Origin of the sequence: Streptomyces sp. NBC_00370 (assembly GCF_036084755.1) — a bacterium.
GTDB lineage: Bacteria > Actinomycetota > Actinomycetes > Streptomycetales > Streptomycetaceae > Streptomyces.
Genome location: NZ_CP107968.1, coordinates 1363533 through 1378637, shown reverse-complemented (window position 1 = coordinate 1378637; position 15105 = coordinate 1363533). Strand labels below are relative to the sequence as shown.

Sequence of the window (15105 nt, the reverse complement as noted above, 5' to 3'; positions counted from 1 at the left end):
CCACCTGCTGAGAGGCCGCTCGTGGTGCCACTCGGCGGGTTGACCGGACCACCGCGCGTGGTGAACACTGCCGAACGCTACCTCAGCCGTGAATGTTATATCCACAGCACAGAATGTTATTGTCGGCCCGTCGGATGGGAACAGGACCGAGGAATGTCACAGGACAAGAACCGCCATGGGCCCTCGCAGCGCCGTCGCGAGCTCTCGGACCATGTGCTGGCCGAGGGGTCGGTCTCGGCGGCCGATCTGGCCGAGCGGTTCGGTGTGAGTCTGATGACCATCTACCGGGACATCGACGAGCTGGAGCGCGAAGGCATCCTGCGCAAGTTCCGCGGTGGTGTCACGGTCCAGCCGTCCGGTGTGTTCGAGAGCAACGTCGCCTTCCGCAAGAAGACGATGGTGGCCGAGAAGGAGGCCATCGCCGCCAAGGCGGCGACCCTGATCGAACCCGGCATGTCCGTCATGATCGACGACTCGACGACCGCGCTGGAACTGGCCAGGCTGCTGCCCGCCATCGAACCGCTGACCGTGGTCACCAACTTCCTCGAAGCCCTCAACCTGCTCGCCGACGAGCGCGGACTGCATCTGATGGCGCTCGGCGGCGACTACGACCGGCTGCACGACTCCTTCCTCGGCGTGCCGTGCGTGGAGGCCGTCGAGGCGCTGCGGGTCGATCTGTGCTTCGTCTCCACCTCGTCCGTCCTCGGGGACTACGCCTTCCACCAGGAGCAGCGGATCGTCGCGGTCAAACGGGCGATGCTGAAGGCGGCGGGCCGCAACGTGCTGATGATCGACCACTCCAAGCTGGGCCGCACCGCGCTGCACCGGCTGGCCCCGCTCTCCACCTTCGACCTCATATTGGTCGACGACCGGACCCCGCCCGACGTCCTGCGCTCCCTCGAAGAGACCGGCGTCCCCTACGAGACCGCCCCGACCTGATACGACACCGCTCCGACCTGAGCACCCGAAGGAGACCTCGCCCATGAGAATCCTCGCTGCGGGCGACCATTTCGTCGCCCCCGATCTGCTCACCAGGGAGCTGACGGCCGAGATCGGTACCGGTCACTCCGTCGAAGAACTCCGGCTGCCGTGGCCGCTGACCCCCTTCGGGCCTGTGGCCGAGGTCGACGAGGCGTCGGGGGACGAGGACACCATGCTCACCGCGCTGCGCGGGGTGGAGGTGTGTGTCACCCAAATGGCCCCGCTGACCAGGAAGATCCTCGACGGCGCTCCCGATTTGCGGCTGGTCGTCATCGGCAGGGGCGGCCCCGTCAACGTCAACCTCGAAGCGGCGAAGGAACACGGCGTCCAGGTCTGCAACACACCGGGGCGCAACGCGGCGGCCACCGCCGAGTACACGGTCGGACTGATGCTCGCTGCGATGCGCCGCATCCCCGAGACGTCCGCGGCGCTCGCCGCGGGCCGGTGGGCCGGCGAGTTCTACACGTACGACAACTGCGGCCCGGGCCTCGACGGCGCGAGCGTCGGGCTGGTCGGCTGCGGGGCCGTCGGCAGCAGGGTGGCGCGCGCCCTGACCGCGCTCGGCGCGCGGGTACGGCTCTACGACCCGTACGCCGACCCGGCGACGCTGCGGGAGTCGGGCGAGCCCGTCGCCGACCTGGACGACCTGCTGCGCGGCTCCGACGTGGTGTCGCTGCACGCGCGGCTGACGCCGGAGACCCGCGGTCTGCTCGGCGCCCGCGAACTGGCGCTGCTGCCCGAGGGCGCGGTCGTCGTGAACTGTGCGCGCGGCGCGCTGCTGGACGAGGAAGCCCTGTGCGACGCTCTGGAGTCGGGTCGGCTCGCCGCTGCCGGACTCGACGTCTTCGCGGTGGAGCCCCCGCTGCCCGACTCCCGGCTGCGCAGCGCTCCCCGGCTGGTCATGACGCCCCATCTGGCGGGCGCCAACACGTCCGTCGCGCACAACGCGGCCCGGATCGCCGCCGCGGAGGTGGGCAGGTTCCTGCGCGGTGAGCCGCTGGCACACCGCGTCATCTGAAGGTCTTTCAGCCGAGGGAAGGAACGCACGGTGTTCGTCGGACTGGACATGGGAACCTCGGTCGCCAAGGCGGCGGCCTTCGCCGATGACGGCACGACCCTGCGCGTCGAATCGACGCCGATCTCGCTCGGCGGGCACGGCGAGAACGTCGAGCAGGACGTCGAGGAGGTGGTGCGTGCCGCCACCGGCGTCATCGCCGCGGTCACCGAAGGGCAGGCCCCCGCGCTGGTCGCCGTCACCGGACAGGGCGACGGACTGTGGCTGGTCGACGCCGAAGGCCGGGCCGTACGTCCCGCCATGTCCTGGATGGACGGCAGGGCCGGCGGCCTGGTGGCCGACTGGATGGCGGACGGTACGGCCGACCGGCTCTACCGGCGGACCGGCAACGTGCTGTTCCCCGGCTCGGCGGGGCCGCTGCTGGCCTGGCTCGACCGCAACGAACCCGCGTCCCTCGACGCCGCCACGACCGCCGCCTGCTGCAAGGACGTCATCCATCTGCGGCTCACCGGCGAGCGCGGCACCGACCTCTCCGACGCGTCGGTGCCCTTCCTCGACCCGCGCACCCGCACCTACGCGCCCGAAGCGCTCGCCGCCCTCGGCATCGAACACCGCGCGGGGCTGCTGCCGCCCATCGCCGCGACCCTGCCCTACGGGGAGGCGCGTGAGCACATCGAGGGACTGACCCGAGGCACCCCCGTCACCTCGGGCCCCTACGACCTGCCGGCCTGCGCCACGGGCGCGGGCGTGACCGAGCCGGGGGACGGGCTGCTCACCGTCGGGACGACCCTGGCCTGCCAGGTCGTCGTGGAACGCGTCGCCCTCGACGACGACCCGGTCGGCTTCCATCTCGCCACGGCCAGGGCCGACCGCCACATGCGGGCCCTGCCAGCGATGACCGGCACGGTCGCGCTCGACTGGGTGCTCGGCCTCACCGGCACGACCCACGACCAGCTCTCCGAACTGCTCGACGCGTCACCGCGCGGCGCGCGCGGCGTGGCGGCGCTGCCCTATCTGTCCCCGTCCGGCGAACGCTCGCCGTTCGTCGACCCCATGGCGCGCGCCGAGTTCACCGGACTCGATCTGCGGGCCACCCGCGCCGACCTGGTCCGCGCCATGTGCGAGGCCATCGCCTTCGCGGCCCGGCACTGTCTGGAAGCGGCAGGTCTGACGGGCCAGTTGGCGGTCTGCGGCGGCGGCGCCCGCAACCCCGCCTGGCTACGGCTGTTCGCCGACGTACTGGGCCGTCCGCTGCGCGTCGCCCGTGGTCCCGAACCCGGCGCGCGCGGCGCGGTGCTGGCCGCCGTCGCCGCCCACGGCGACACACTGGGACAGCAGTTGGACATCGCGGAGTGGACCGCCCCCGAAGCGGTCGTCGACCCCGATCCGGCCGGTGTCACGTTCTACGACGAGGCGTACGTCGACTATCTGTTCCGGGTCGCGAGCGCGCGTGAACGCTGGCACGGCCCCGCCGACACCCGGGGCAGCGGGCGGGGGAGCGGCCCGTCCTGACCGGTCAGTCCGTGCTCCGCTCGGTCTGCGCCGGTAGCGGCGGAGCGGGCCGCTGGTACGGCAGCAGCCGGGTGGCCGGGGACGGTACGACCGTGCCGGTGAGCAGCCGTACGGGCCCCAGCAGGCCGGTGACCCGCTGGCCGGGGAAGACGAAGTGCGTGGGGCTCGACGCGTCCAGCCGGGGCGCGAGCGTGCCGAACACGGTGACCTCGACGGTGTTCGGTCCCGGCGTCGTCAGCCCGGTCAGGTCGAAGACGTACGGCGAGCAGACGCGTACGCCTGCGGCGACACCGCCGACCGACACCTCGGCCGTCCCGCGTACCCGGCCGAGGTCGAGGGAGACCCGGCCGTCCGCCGCGTCGGCCGGGAGCCGCACGACCCGGCTGTAGCGGATCCCGCCGCTGTACTCGGCGAGGCCGTTGGCCTCCCAGTCACCGGTCCTGATCCGCCCCGGGCCGACCTCACAGCGCACCGGCCCCGCGAGGGCCGCCCCGCCCTCATGGCCCGGGTGCGGCTCCACCCGCAGGGCGGCCGACCGTACGCCGGTGGCGGCGCCGCCCTCCGCCAGGTCGGCGGTCAGTGTGCCGTCCGCGTCCGCCGTCGTGCCGCGTGCCACACCGTCCACGTACACCGTGCCCCTGCCGTGCAGCTGCACCGTCAACCGTCGTGCGCCGGGCGGCAGTTCGAACCACAGCCACTCCACCGACGGCCGGGCGCCCGGCACGGCGAAGCCGACAGGGACCACCGTGCCGTCGTCAGCGTCAGGGTCCAGCCAGGCGGCCCCGGGCAGCGGGTGCGGTCTGCGGCGCAGATACAGCGCCGCCGGATCGCCCACCGGCTCGCGGCGTACCGCCACCGGCACCCGTTCGCCGTCGCGCTCCGCCCACCAGGTGGCGTCGCTGTGGGCGGTCGCGACGACGGCCGCCTCGCCGTCGTGGCAGATCGCGTCCACGAGGACGGCGGGATCGCCGCCCGTGCTCTCCACCGCTATCTCGTTGTCGCCCGCCCGGAGAGCGCCGGTGATGTCGTGCCGGCGCACGCGCGGTACGGCGTGTTCGGCGTACGGGTCGAACCCGCCCTGTCTGCCGACCACGTGACCATTGACCCACAGCACGCACCGCCCACGGGCGGCCACTTGAACCACGGCGCGGGTCGGCGTCCCGGTCAGTGTCAGGGTCGTACCGACGCGTGCGGTATCGGGACCTGCCCCGGCCGATATCCACTCGGGCCGCCGGTAGCGGTCCGGATCGCGGACGAGCGCCACATGGGCGCGCAGCTCGACGTCCTGGTCGGGTGTCAGCTCCAGCTCCAGCAGCTGACGGCCGGCACCCAACTGGACTGTTCCCAGGGCGAGATGTCCGCCGTCGTCCAGGCCGACCGGCTGCCCGGCGAGACGGGCGGACTTCGCCGCCGCGGCGCCGATCGCGAGATGTCCCTCGAAGGCCTCGGACAGGAGCAGTTCGACCGCCACCCGTACGGTCGTCCCGGCCGGTGTCGGGCCGATGTGGATGAACTCCTCCGGCACATGGCCCTTGGGGCCCAGGACGGGACGGTGCACCGGATCCTTGTGGATGCCAAGGGAGTTGGACCACTCCAGCACCCTGACTGTCTCCCCGTCCGCGTCACGCAGCACGGCGTGCGGTCCGAACGTGGCGTGCACGAGGGGCTGTTGTTCCTTGGCCGGAGGGGCGGTGCCCCCCGACACCGCCCACCCGTCGCGTACGCCGTCGTCGCCGGGGCCTTCCGCCCGGTGCCGGAACGTACGCAGCTCGGTGTGGACCTGACCGTCCCGCACCACGGCAGCGGGACGGTCGAAGTCGCCCCAGGTGTTGTCCGCCGTCGGCACGAGACACATGTCCCAGTCCGCCTCGGCGGGGATCACCACAGAGCCGTCCGCGCCGGCGGACCCGACGGCCTCCGGACCCGGCGGGTCATCGGAACCGGCGGGGAACACCAGCACAGCGGCGGGACCCGCGTCGAAGGGCACATCGACCTCGCGGCACCCCGGTTCGTCCGCGGCGTCCCCGACCGGCAGGGGGCGGGGCGCACCGCCGAACGGGTCCAGCAGTACGGCGGGTCCCGCCACGCCGCGTACCCGCACCCGCGCGGTGCGCGCGTAGCGGCCGGGGTCGAAGTCGTAGCGCGCGTCGAGCCAGCCGAGCGCGGCACCCCGCTCGTCGGGCGCGGCGACGGCCGCCCGGGTCGCGCGCGGCGCGCCCGCCGTCAGGAACACCACGGTGGCGTCCCCCACCCGGCGGGCGAGCACGGGCACCGTCGCCTCGACGGCCGGGCGCTGCCCGGGAAGCACATCGGACAGCACACCCGCCAGCTCCTGCGCCGTGAGTACGAACACGGCGCGGCCGTCGGCGAAGCAGGCCCGCAGCGCCGCAAGCGTGACGGAATCAGCGTCGGCGTCCGTGCCCACGATCTCCTCGGGTACGGCCCCCAGCGCGACGAGACGCCCGCCCGCCGAAGCGAACTCCACCAACCGCCGCACGGTGTGCGCCTCAAGGACCGTGCACGCGGGCAGCAGCACCGTCGCGTAGCGCTCATCGGCGACACAGAGCCGGGTCCCGTCGGCGCCTCCGTCGCGCACCGCCGCCCGCGCCAGTGAGGCGTCGTCGATCACGTCGGCGTCATGGCCGAGCTGGTCGAGCACCCCGGGCCTGGTGTGGAACCAGGTCATGTCACCGACGAGTTCCAGATACACCGCCTGGGCGCGGGCCGCTGCCGCCGACACACCGTCGAGAGCCGTGCCGGCCTGCGCCGTCGTGGTGGGCAGCAGCACCGCGACCTCGCACAGATGGCGGCCGAGGCTCAGGATCGCGCACAGCCGCGTCACCGCGTCGGCGAAGACCCGGTGGTGGCGCCAGTACGGCTGCCGCCAGTCGGTGCCCGGCGGCGCCCACTCCCACCAACCGCCCTTGGTCGTCGCGTACACCGCGTGCGGGTTGTAGAGGGTCGCTCCCGCGCGCAGCCACGGCAGCAGCCAGTCGAACGTCTCCTCCAGGGTCCCGCCCCACCCGGTGGAGTGGAACGCCTCGATCCAGGTGCGCCGGCCGCCGTACAGATGCGCCAGCGAGGAGTGGATACGGGCGTCGCCGTGGTGGTCCGAGCCGGGGGCCGAGAACCAGCGGTGGGTCCTGGCGTAGTCCGCGTACAACTCGACGCCGCCGACCGGGTGTCCGGCGCGTGCCGGGTCCTGCTGGTCGCAGCCGACGAGCAGCCCGTGCCGCTCGTGCCACCCCGCGAGCGGCCGGAAGAACGCCTCCTCGGCCAGCTCCGCCCGGGTCAGCTGGTAGTCGTGGCGTATCCGGCCGGTGTCCGGTCCCGCCCCGGCGCTGCCGTCGTACAGCGCGTCGAGGTACGGCACGAGGTCGTAGCCGCGCAGCCGCAGGAAGTCGGCGGCGAACCCGGCCGACCAGGTGGGCAGGGACGGCAGTTCGTCCTGGAACGAGCCGACGACGACGGTCCCGAGCCGGTCGCCGAGATGCCGCTCGAAGGCGCCGTGCACCCGGTCGAGAAGCGCGGCGCACGCCTCCGCGCCGAGGTAGTCGAAGCCCAGAGGCACATGGTGATGGAGCGTCAGCCGCCAGCGCCCCGGGCCCGGCGGCCGTACGGTCCGCCCGTCGACGGCGACGGCGACGGGCGGCCCCGTGACCCGCCCCGCCTGGTCGAGGGGTTCCGCGTGACCGCCGACCGGCTGCCCCTCGGGCGGGCAGCTCAGCTCACCGGCACCGTCCACGACCGCACGCACCCGCTCCAGCCGGCGGCCCGCGTACTGCGGCCGCTCGTCCACGAGGCGGGCCTGCAGATCGGCGCCCGAGAAGCCCAACTGGTCGTAGAACCAGAGGAACACGCCCAGCTCGGCCGCGTCCTGGCACACCCCGTCGAGCAGCGCCCACCAGGCGTCGCTCATGAACGGCGGGTCGTCCGCGTCGGAGCCGAACAGGGGTCCTGACGGCGCCAGATTGAGGATGACGAGGTTGAACACCCCGCCCTCGGCGAACCGTTCGAGCTGCGCCCGCAGCCGCGCCCGGTCCAGGCGCTCCCCGCTCCACCACCAGATGGCGGTGGGCGAGAAGGCCCTCGGCGGTGCGGCGAGGATCGCGGCTATCTCTCCCGGGAGGCCGTCAGCCCTTGAGCCCACCTGCGAACCCCTTGATCACGAAACGCTGGAGGAACAGGAAGATGACGAGGATCGGCAGCGCGGCGAGCGCCAGACCCGCGAAGACCAGACCGTAGTCGGAGACGTACTGCCCGACGAATGAGAAGATCCCCACCGGCACGGTCTCCTTGCCGGAGCCGCCCAGGTACAGCAGCGGGGTGAAGAAGTCGTTCCAGATGAAGACCGCGTTCAGAATGATCACGGTGCCGGTGATCGGCCGCAGCAGCGGGAAGACGATCCGGGTGAACGCCTGCCGGTGGTTGCACCCGTCGATCAGCGCCGCCTGCGCGTAGTCCGCCGGCAGCGCCCGGATGAATCCGGTGTAGAGGAAGACGGTGAACGGCAGTTGGATGCCGGTGTAGAACAGGATCATGCCCTGGTAGGTGCCGAGCCAGCCGAGGTCGTCGACCAGTCTGTACAGCGGGATCATGCCGAGCTGGAACGGCAGGACGATCCCCAGCAGGAACAGGACGTACAGCCCGTAGCCGAGGCCCCGGACACACCGCGCCAGGTAGTAGGCGCCGGTCGAGCCGACCACGATGAGCAGCAGCAGACTGACGGCGGTGATGACCGCGCTGTTCACCAGGGCCGACCCGAGGGACGCGGACGACCAGGCGTTGCCGAAGTTGTCGAAGGTGGGTGAGGTCGGCGGCGACAGGGGTGAGTCGGCGATCTGCGACGGGGACTTGAGCGCCAGCGTGAGCAGGGCGTACACCGGGAACAGGAAGACGACGGCGGCCGCGATCATCACCAGTTCGAGGGCGTAACGCCCGTACCCGGGCCGTCGCTTGCGGCGTGCCGTGACGGGCCGCTCGGCGCCGGTGTTGACCCCGCCGGCCGTGAAGGTACTCACGCGGTGACCTCCCGGGCACGCAGATAACGGAGTTGGATCAGGGAGACGGCGGCCACGAACAGCGCGAGGACCAGCGCCACAGCCGTGCTGTAGCCGAACTTCCCGTACACGAACGCTTCCTTGTAGAGCACGGTCGACAGCGTCTCGCTCGATGTGCCGGGGCCGCCGTTGGTCGCCGCGTACACCTGGTCGAAGAGCTTCAGGCCGCCGATCGTGGACAGCATCAGGTTGATGGTCAGTGCCGGTGCCAGCAGCGGCCAGGTGACGTAGCGGAACCGCTGCCAGGTGCCGGCGCCGTCGATCCGCGCCGCCTCGTGGAGTTCGGCGGGCACGCCCTGCAGACCGGCCAGGAAGATCACCATCGAGTAGCCGGCGTACTGCCACACGACCATCGCCGCCACGGACCACAGCGCGAGCGACGGGTTGCCCAGCCAGTCCTGGCGCAGACTGCCCAGACCGACGGCGCCGAGAATGCCGTTGAGCCCCGCGCCGTTGTCGGGGTTGTAGACGTACTTCCAGAGGAACGCCACCATCACCGGGCTGACCACGGCGGGCGCGAAGAAGATCACCCGCAGCAGCGCCCTGGACTTGATGTTGGCGTTCACGCCGAGCGCCAGCAGCAGCCCGATGCCGTTCTGCACGACGACGACGGCGACGGTCAGCAGCAGGGTGTTGGTGACGGACTGGATGGCGCGGTCGTCACCGAGCAGGGTGTGGAAGTTGGCGAGGCCCACGAACGAGAACGATCCGATGCCGGACCAGTCGGTGAACGCGTAGACCACACCGGCGATGCTCGGGTACAGGACGACGATCGCGTACACGACGAGCGCCGGAACGACGAACATCCACGGCGGAACGGTGGGGTCACGGCGGCCGGGCCGGGGTCCGGCGAAACGGAGCCGGAGGGGTACGGTACGGGGCCGGGGCTTGGCGGTCCGGGGCTCGGGTCCCGCGGTACGAGGTTCTTTCACGACTGCTTCCCGTAGGCCTTGTCCATCTCGCCCAGTGCGCCCTTCACATCGGTCTTGCCGGCGAGCAGGTCCTGTACGGCGGCGAAGTGGGCCGGCTGCACCTCGGCGTTGGGCCAGCGCTGGTCCATGAAGGGGACGGCGCGGTTGTCGTCGATGATGGGCAGGAACTCCTTGAGCGCCGGGTCCAGTTGGGTGGTGGAGTCCCGGGTGAACGGGATGGCCGAGACCGCCGTCGCCCAGGCGTTGAGATTCTCCTGCTTGCCGAGGAATTCGATGAACTGCCTGCCCTTGGCGGCGTTCTTGGCCCGCGCCGACACCCCGAGACCGACCACGACACCCGCCGGGATCCACAGCTTCGCCGGGTCGTCCCCGCCGGGCAACGGGAACATGCTGATGTCGTCCGGGGTCTTCGCGGCCTGCCGGAAGTTGGTCAGCACGGACGACACCTGCACGGCCATGGCCGCCTTGCCCGTGGCGACCATCGAGGTCTGCTGCTCGTACGTGGTGCCGTTGGGGTTGTCGTTGAAGAAGCCGCGCTTCTGCAGGTTCTGGTACTTGCCCATGGCGTCGGCCCAGCCCGAGTCGGCGAACTTGGCGCGCCCTGCCGCCATGTCGTCGTCGAACGTGGCGTTCTCGGCGTAGACCGCGTTGGGCACCAGTGCGTAGGTGATCAGCTGGGTGACCCACGGGGTCTGTGCGCCCAGTGCGATCGGCACCACGCCCTTGGCCTTCAACTTGCCGCAGACTTCGAGCAGTTCGGACCAGGTCTTGGGCGGCTCGACACCGGCGTCGGCGAACACCTTCTTGTTGTAGATGGCGCCGATGGTGCTGCTGCCGGCCGAGTACAGATAGGTCTTGCCGTCCCTGCGGTACGCGGCGTCGAAGCCCTTCGGGATGGTCTTCGTCCACGCCTGGTCGTCGAGGTCGGCCAGCAGCCCCGCCTTGGCCAGCTCGACCATGGACATCGCGCTGCCACTGCCCGGGTAGAGCACATGCACATCAGGGGCGTTGCCGCCGGCGAGCTGGGTCCGCACCACCGTCTGCACCTGGTCGGTCGGTGCGAAGGAGGTGCTGAACGCGGTGTCCGGGTGGCTCTTGCGGTAGACGGCGAGCAGGTCGGTGATCGGCTTCTGTTCGTCGGCGACACCGACGATACGTACCTTGCCCGATCCGCCGCTCGACCCCGAACACGCCGTGAGGACCGAAGGGAGCGCGGTGGCGGCCACGACCCCGCCGCCGACGCGGAGGAACCCCCGGCGGCTCACCGTGCCCCGGCCGGGCAGACTTCGGGAACCCGTGCTCATGGTGTGTCCTCCTCATGGAGACCGGCGGGCGGTCGCTCCGCCGGAGAGAATGCCGCGGTGAAGTGGTAGGCCCCCGAAGCCACCCGGTAGTGGGCGTGGCCGGGGCCCGTACCGATCAGGGCGGCGTGGCCGCTGTCGCCCGGCGCCGCTTCGGCTTCGCGCACCGAGCCGGGATCGGTGGTGGGGACGAACACGTCAGCGGTGGCACCCGGCGGTACCTGCACCCGCAGGCTGAGACCGTCGCCCCTGCGCCGCCAGCCGGCTGCCACGGTGCCGCGCGCCGACTCGTAGCGGGCGCTCGCGTAGGTGAGGGCGCCGGGCTCGGGCCGTACTCGCAGCCGCCGGTAGGCGACGGAGTCCTCGGCCTGGTCCACACCGGCGACGCCTCGGTACAGCCATTCGCCGATGGAGCCGAGCGCGTAGTGGTTGAAGGAGTTCATCGCCGGTGCCCGGAAGCCGCCGTCGGGCGTCCAGCCGTCCCACCGCTCCCAGATGGTGGTGGCACCGTGCCGCAGCGGGAACAGCCACGACGGCACTTCCGTGCGGCGCAGCAGCGCGTGGGCCAGATCGGCGCGCCCGTACGCGTCGAGCACGGGCGCCGCGAGCGCCACACCGACGAATCCCGTCTGCAGAGCGGGTCCCGCCGCCTCGACCAGTTCGGCGAGGCGCTTCGCGGCGCCTTCGGTGAGGTGGTCGGGCAGCAGGCCGAAGGCGAGCGAGACCAGATAGCCGGTCTGCGTGTCACCGGCCACCCGCAACCGCCGTTCGGATTCCCCGCCTTCCGGGCCTTCGACGGTGACGAAGCGCTCGACGAACGCGGACCTGACCGCCGCGGCCAGCCGGTGGTGGGCCTCCGCCACGTCGTGCCGTCCCAGCGCGTCGGCCGCCAGCGCCGTGAGCCGGGCGCTGTGCGCGAAGTAGGCGGTGGCGATGACCTCGCGCGGGGTGGGGGTGCCGGGGGCGAGCCAGTCGGAGAAGTGCGGGCCCACCCGGTGGCGCCAGATCAGATCGGGGTTGTGCCGGTGGATCAGGGCGACCCAGCCGCGCATGCCGTCCAGCGCGCGGGAGAGGAACCGCGGGTCACCGTAGGTCCGGTAGAGGTGCCACGGCACGATCACCCCGGCGTCGCCCCAGCCCGGCGCCCCTTCGTCGGCGACACCCGCGAGGCGCGGTGCCACGTTCGTGAAGCCGCCCTCGGGCGTGCGGGCGTCGTCCACGTCGCGCAGCCACTTGGTGAAGAAGGCCGCCACATCGGCGTTGAGGGCGGCCGTGGGAAGGAAGACCTGCGCGTCGGCCAGCCAGCCGAGCCGCTCGTCACGCTGCGGGCAGTCGGTCGGCACACTGACGAAGTTGGAGCGCTGCCCCCACTCCACACACGCGTGGAGCCGGCGGATGTCAGGATCCGAGCAGTCGAAGGAACCGGCCCAGGGGGTGTCGCTGTGCAGTGCGACAGCCACCACGTCGTCGCCGCTCAGCGCCGGTACGCCGGTGATCTCCGCGTAACGGAAGCCGTGGTAGGTGAACTTCGGCTCGAAGTCGATGTGCCGGCGGCCGTCACCGATCAGTACGTCCGTCGCGGCGGCCGTGCGCAGATTGGCGGTGTACAGGCGCTGGTTCTCGTCCAGCACCTCGGCGTGCCGGACGACCACCCGGGCGCCGGCGGCGAGTCCGTCCACACCGAGCCGTACCCGCCCGGCGAGATTCTGGCCGAAGTCGACGATGTGCGTGTCCTGCGAGACACGGGTGACCGAGACGGGCCGTACCTCGGCCATGGCGCGTACGGGCTCGTCGACCGAGGCCACCAGCAGCCGGTGCTCCGCGTCGGTGATCCGGGCGGGCGACCAGTCCCGCGCGTCGAAGCCGGGCAGCTCCCAGCCGTCGACCGCGCGCCGCAGGTCGTGGCACTCACCCATCAGCAGATCGGCGTGCCGGATCGCGCCGGTGTGCGTGACCCAGCTGTCGTCGGTGACGACCGTGCTGACACTGCCGTCGGCGTGGGTCAGCTGGAGTTCGGCGATGAACTGCGGGAACGTGCCGTAGTGCGCGCCCGCCCTGCGCGGCTCGAAGCCGACGAACCCGCTCCACCAGCCGTCGGCGATCGTCGCGGCCAGGACGTTCTCACCCTGGCTGACCAGGTCGGTCACGTCGTACGTCTGGTACTGCACCCGGCGGGTGTAGTCGGTCCAGCCCGGGGCGAGTTCGGCGTCACCGACCCGGGCGCCGTTGAGCCGTACCTCGTACAGCCCGCGCGCGCTCACATAGAGCCTGGCCAGGACGAGCGGTGAGACGGCCGATCCGGAGAAGACCCGGCGCAGCAGCGGGCACGGGGCGAGACCGTGGTCGTCCAGGGCGCGCTCGCCCTCGGTCGGCGCGTCCACCACGTCGACCGGGTCGGGGTTGTGGGTGATCCAGGAGGCGCGCCACACGGACTTGCCCGACTGGCCCGCCGCGCCCGACGGCATGGCGAGACCCGTCTCGAACCAGGACACGGCGTCCGCGGGGGCGCCGTCCGACGCCGACCAGACCTCGACCCGCCAGTGGTACCGGGTGCGCGCCCGCAGGGCGGGGCCCGCGTACCCGGCGCCGATCGCCGACGAGTCATCGACCCGGCCGCTGTCCCAGTGGGGTTGCCCGCCGTCCGCCAGTGCCTCGGGCCGCTCGGCGACCCGTACCCGGTACGCGACGGGGTCGTCGCCGCGCCGGTCGGAGGCGAGCCGCCAGGAGAGCAGCGGAGCGGAGTCGTCGATTCCGAGCGGGGTGGTGCGGTGATCGCACCGCAGGGCATAGGGCCGCAGTGCGGACACAGGCAGGTCCTCCCTTCGCACCGGACCGGCGTGAAGATGATCATCCTTCAATGTGAAAACTAACGTCAATTCTGTGGCGTGGAGACTATGAGCCCCCCGCGAGCAGTGTCAAGGGTCGTGGCGGAGCGCCGATTCGCTGCCCCTCATCGTGCCGGAACTCCCGCTGGGCGCCGCTTCGACCGGCCTTGCGGCGCAGCGGTACGACCCTTGTGGCGGATGATTTGTCCGTGATATTCACTGCGTGATTACAACACGATCAAACGTGAAAATGCCCCGCGACCGATGTTCGACGCGCCGGGCGGGGGACCGGCCGACCGTCGTCGGAGGCGGGGCTGAAGTGGGTACGGGGACGGGCTAGTTGGCGGTGATCAGCGCCCGGCGCGGCCGGTGTTGTAGGCGGCGACGAGCCATTCGGTCAGGGCGAGCGCGGCTCCCGGGTCGGCGCCGGCGATCAGCCGCACCACCGTGTCGTCGTCGGGGCCGACGGAATCCAGCGCGCCGGTACGGATCAGCGCCGAGCGCAGCGCGTTCTCGGCGTCGACCGTCTCGCTGCCGGCCCTGGCCGGGGCGGGGGCCGCCTTGGCCGGTGCCTGCGGGGCCGATGCCGCCTGGGCCTGTGCCTTCGACTCCGCCGCTTCCCGGCCGGCCCGCGCGGTCAGTTCGCCCTGGACGAAGGGGTCGCTGTCCGGGTCGTACGGACCGTCGTGATCGGCGAGCAGCTCCTCGATCCGCTCCCACTCGGCGATCTCGGCCGAGCCGCGCTCGTCGTCGGCCGGCCCGTCCGCTTCCTTGGCCTCGTCGAGCGCCGCCGCGACCTGATGGTGCGTCATACCCTGTGCGCGCTGCCGGACCGAGGCCCGGCCGGCCTTCTGTGAGCTGCTCATTCGGCACAGCCTACGCGCGCGTCCACGGCTCCGGCACGGGGATATCGGTGTGACGGAGAGACACCGGACGGTCACGCTGCCTCACCCGAATGGCGGCCCCCGGGCAACGCGCGCATGGTGGGAAGGGGGAAGTCCGCTTCGAGAGGGAGAAATCCTCATGGCATCCGACGGATCCACAATGACCGTCTCCAGCAACAAGAACGGCACGGTCAAGGGCAAGACCACGATCGCCGACTCGGTCGTCTCGACCATCGCCGGCATAGCGACCCGTGAGACCTCCGGGGTGTACGCCATGGGCGGCGGCGCGTCCCGCGCGCTGGGTGCGGTACGCGGGCGCATGGGCTCCGACGACCTGACGCGGGGCGTCAAGGTCGAGGTGGGCGAGAAGCAGACGGCGATCGACCTCACGGTGGTGGTCGAGTACGGCACCCCCATCGCGAAGGCGGCGGAGGACATCCAGTCCGGTGTGTCCGACGCCGTGGAGAGCATGACGGGGCTCGAAGTGGCCGAGGTCAACATCAGTGTGCTGGACGTGCACGTACCGGGGGAGGACGACGAGAACGACGACGACCGCGGCTCCGACACGTCGCGCCTGCGCTGAGCGGACGGGGGC

At 71.7% G+C, this 15105-nt stretch carries 10 protein-coding genes; 4 read left to right on the top strand and 6 right to left on the bottom strand.

Annotated features, from left to right (window positions below; translation table 11 throughout):
- Positions 1-153 precede the first annotated feature (153 nt).
- From OHS57_RS06010 to OHS57_RS06000, 3 genes are read left to right on the top strand one after another with little or no spacing between them, the layout of a single operon-like run.
- Positions 154-939: a DeoR/GlpR family DNA-binding transcription regulator gene (locus tag OHS57_RS06010; protein ID WP_041997810.1), complete on the top strand. Its 786-nt coding sequence runs from the start codon at positions 154-156 to the stop codon at positions 937-939.
- A gap of 43 nt (positions 940-982) precedes the next feature.
- Positions 983-1999 carry a 2-hydroxyacid dehydrogenase gene (locus OHS57_RS06005; protein ID WP_328581270.1) on the top strand — a complete coding sequence of 339 codons (1017 nt, stop codon included), beginning with the start codon at positions 983-985 and terminating at the stop codon, positions 1997-1999.
- A gap of 30 nt (positions 2000-2029) precedes the next feature.
- Positions 2030-3508 (top strand): FGGY-family carbohydrate kinase, encoded by a 1479-nt coding sequence (locus OHS57_RS06000; protein WP_328581269.1) that lies wholly within the window; start codon positions 2030-2032, stop codon positions 3506-3508.
- 4 nt (positions 3509-3512) lie between these two features.
- Here OHS57_RS06000 and OHS57_RS05995 read toward each other — a convergent pair whose 3' ends face one another.
- The 6 genes from OHS57_RS05995 to OHS57_RS05970 all read right to left on the bottom strand — a co-directional run bounded on the left by OHS57_RS05995 (position 3513) and on the right by OHS57_RS05970 (position 14492).
- On the bottom strand, positions 3513-7658 hold the full coding sequence (locus tag OHS57_RS05995) for a glycosyl hydrolase (RefSeq protein ID WP_328581268.1): 4146 nt from the start codon (positions 7656-7658) through the stop codon (positions 3513-3515).
- Entirely contained in the window at positions 7642-8529 is an 888-nt protein-coding gene (locus tag OHS57_RS05990) for a carbohydrate ABC transporter permease (protein WP_328581267.1), read from the bottom strand. The genes OHS57_RS05995 and OHS57_RS05990 overlap by 17 nt, the downstream gene beginning before the upstream one ends.
- A complete protein-coding gene (locus tag OHS57_RS05985) occupies positions 8526-9374 on the bottom strand; it encodes a carbohydrate ABC transporter permease (RefSeq protein WP_041997816.1) in 849 nt (282 codons plus the stop codon). The genes OHS57_RS05990 and OHS57_RS05985 overlap by 4 nt, the downstream gene beginning before the upstream one ends.
- A 122-nt stretch (positions 9375-9496) precedes the next feature.
- Positions 9497-10804: an extracellular solute-binding protein gene (locus OHS57_RS05980; protein WP_041997818.1), complete on the bottom strand. Its 1308-nt coding sequence runs from the start codon at positions 10802-10804 to the stop codon at positions 9497-9499.
- Positions 10801-13608 carry an alpha-L-rhamnosidase gene (locus OHS57_RS05975; protein ID WP_328581266.1) on the bottom strand — a complete coding sequence of 936 codons (2808 nt, stop codon included), beginning with the start codon at positions 13606-13608 and terminating at the stop codon, positions 10801-10803. The genes OHS57_RS05980 and OHS57_RS05975 overlap by 4 nt, the downstream gene beginning before the upstream one ends.
- Before the next feature lie 368 nt (positions 13609-13976).
- The gene (locus OHS57_RS05970) at positions 13977-14492 is read right to left on the bottom strand and encodes a hypothetical protein (protein ID WP_328581265.1); all 516 of its coding nucleotides are present in this window, start codon (positions 14490-14492) and stop codon (positions 13977-13979) included.
- 157 nt (positions 14493-14649) lie between these two features.
- Between OHS57_RS05970 and OHS57_RS05965 the strand changes: the two genes are divergently transcribed.
- Positions 14650-15093 carry an Asp23/Gls24 family envelope stress response protein gene (locus OHS57_RS05965; RefSeq protein ID WP_328581264.1) on the top strand — a complete coding sequence of 148 codons (444 nt, stop codon included), beginning with the start codon at positions 14650-14652 and terminating at the stop codon, positions 15091-15093.
- Positions 15094-15105 lie beyond the last annotated feature (12 nt).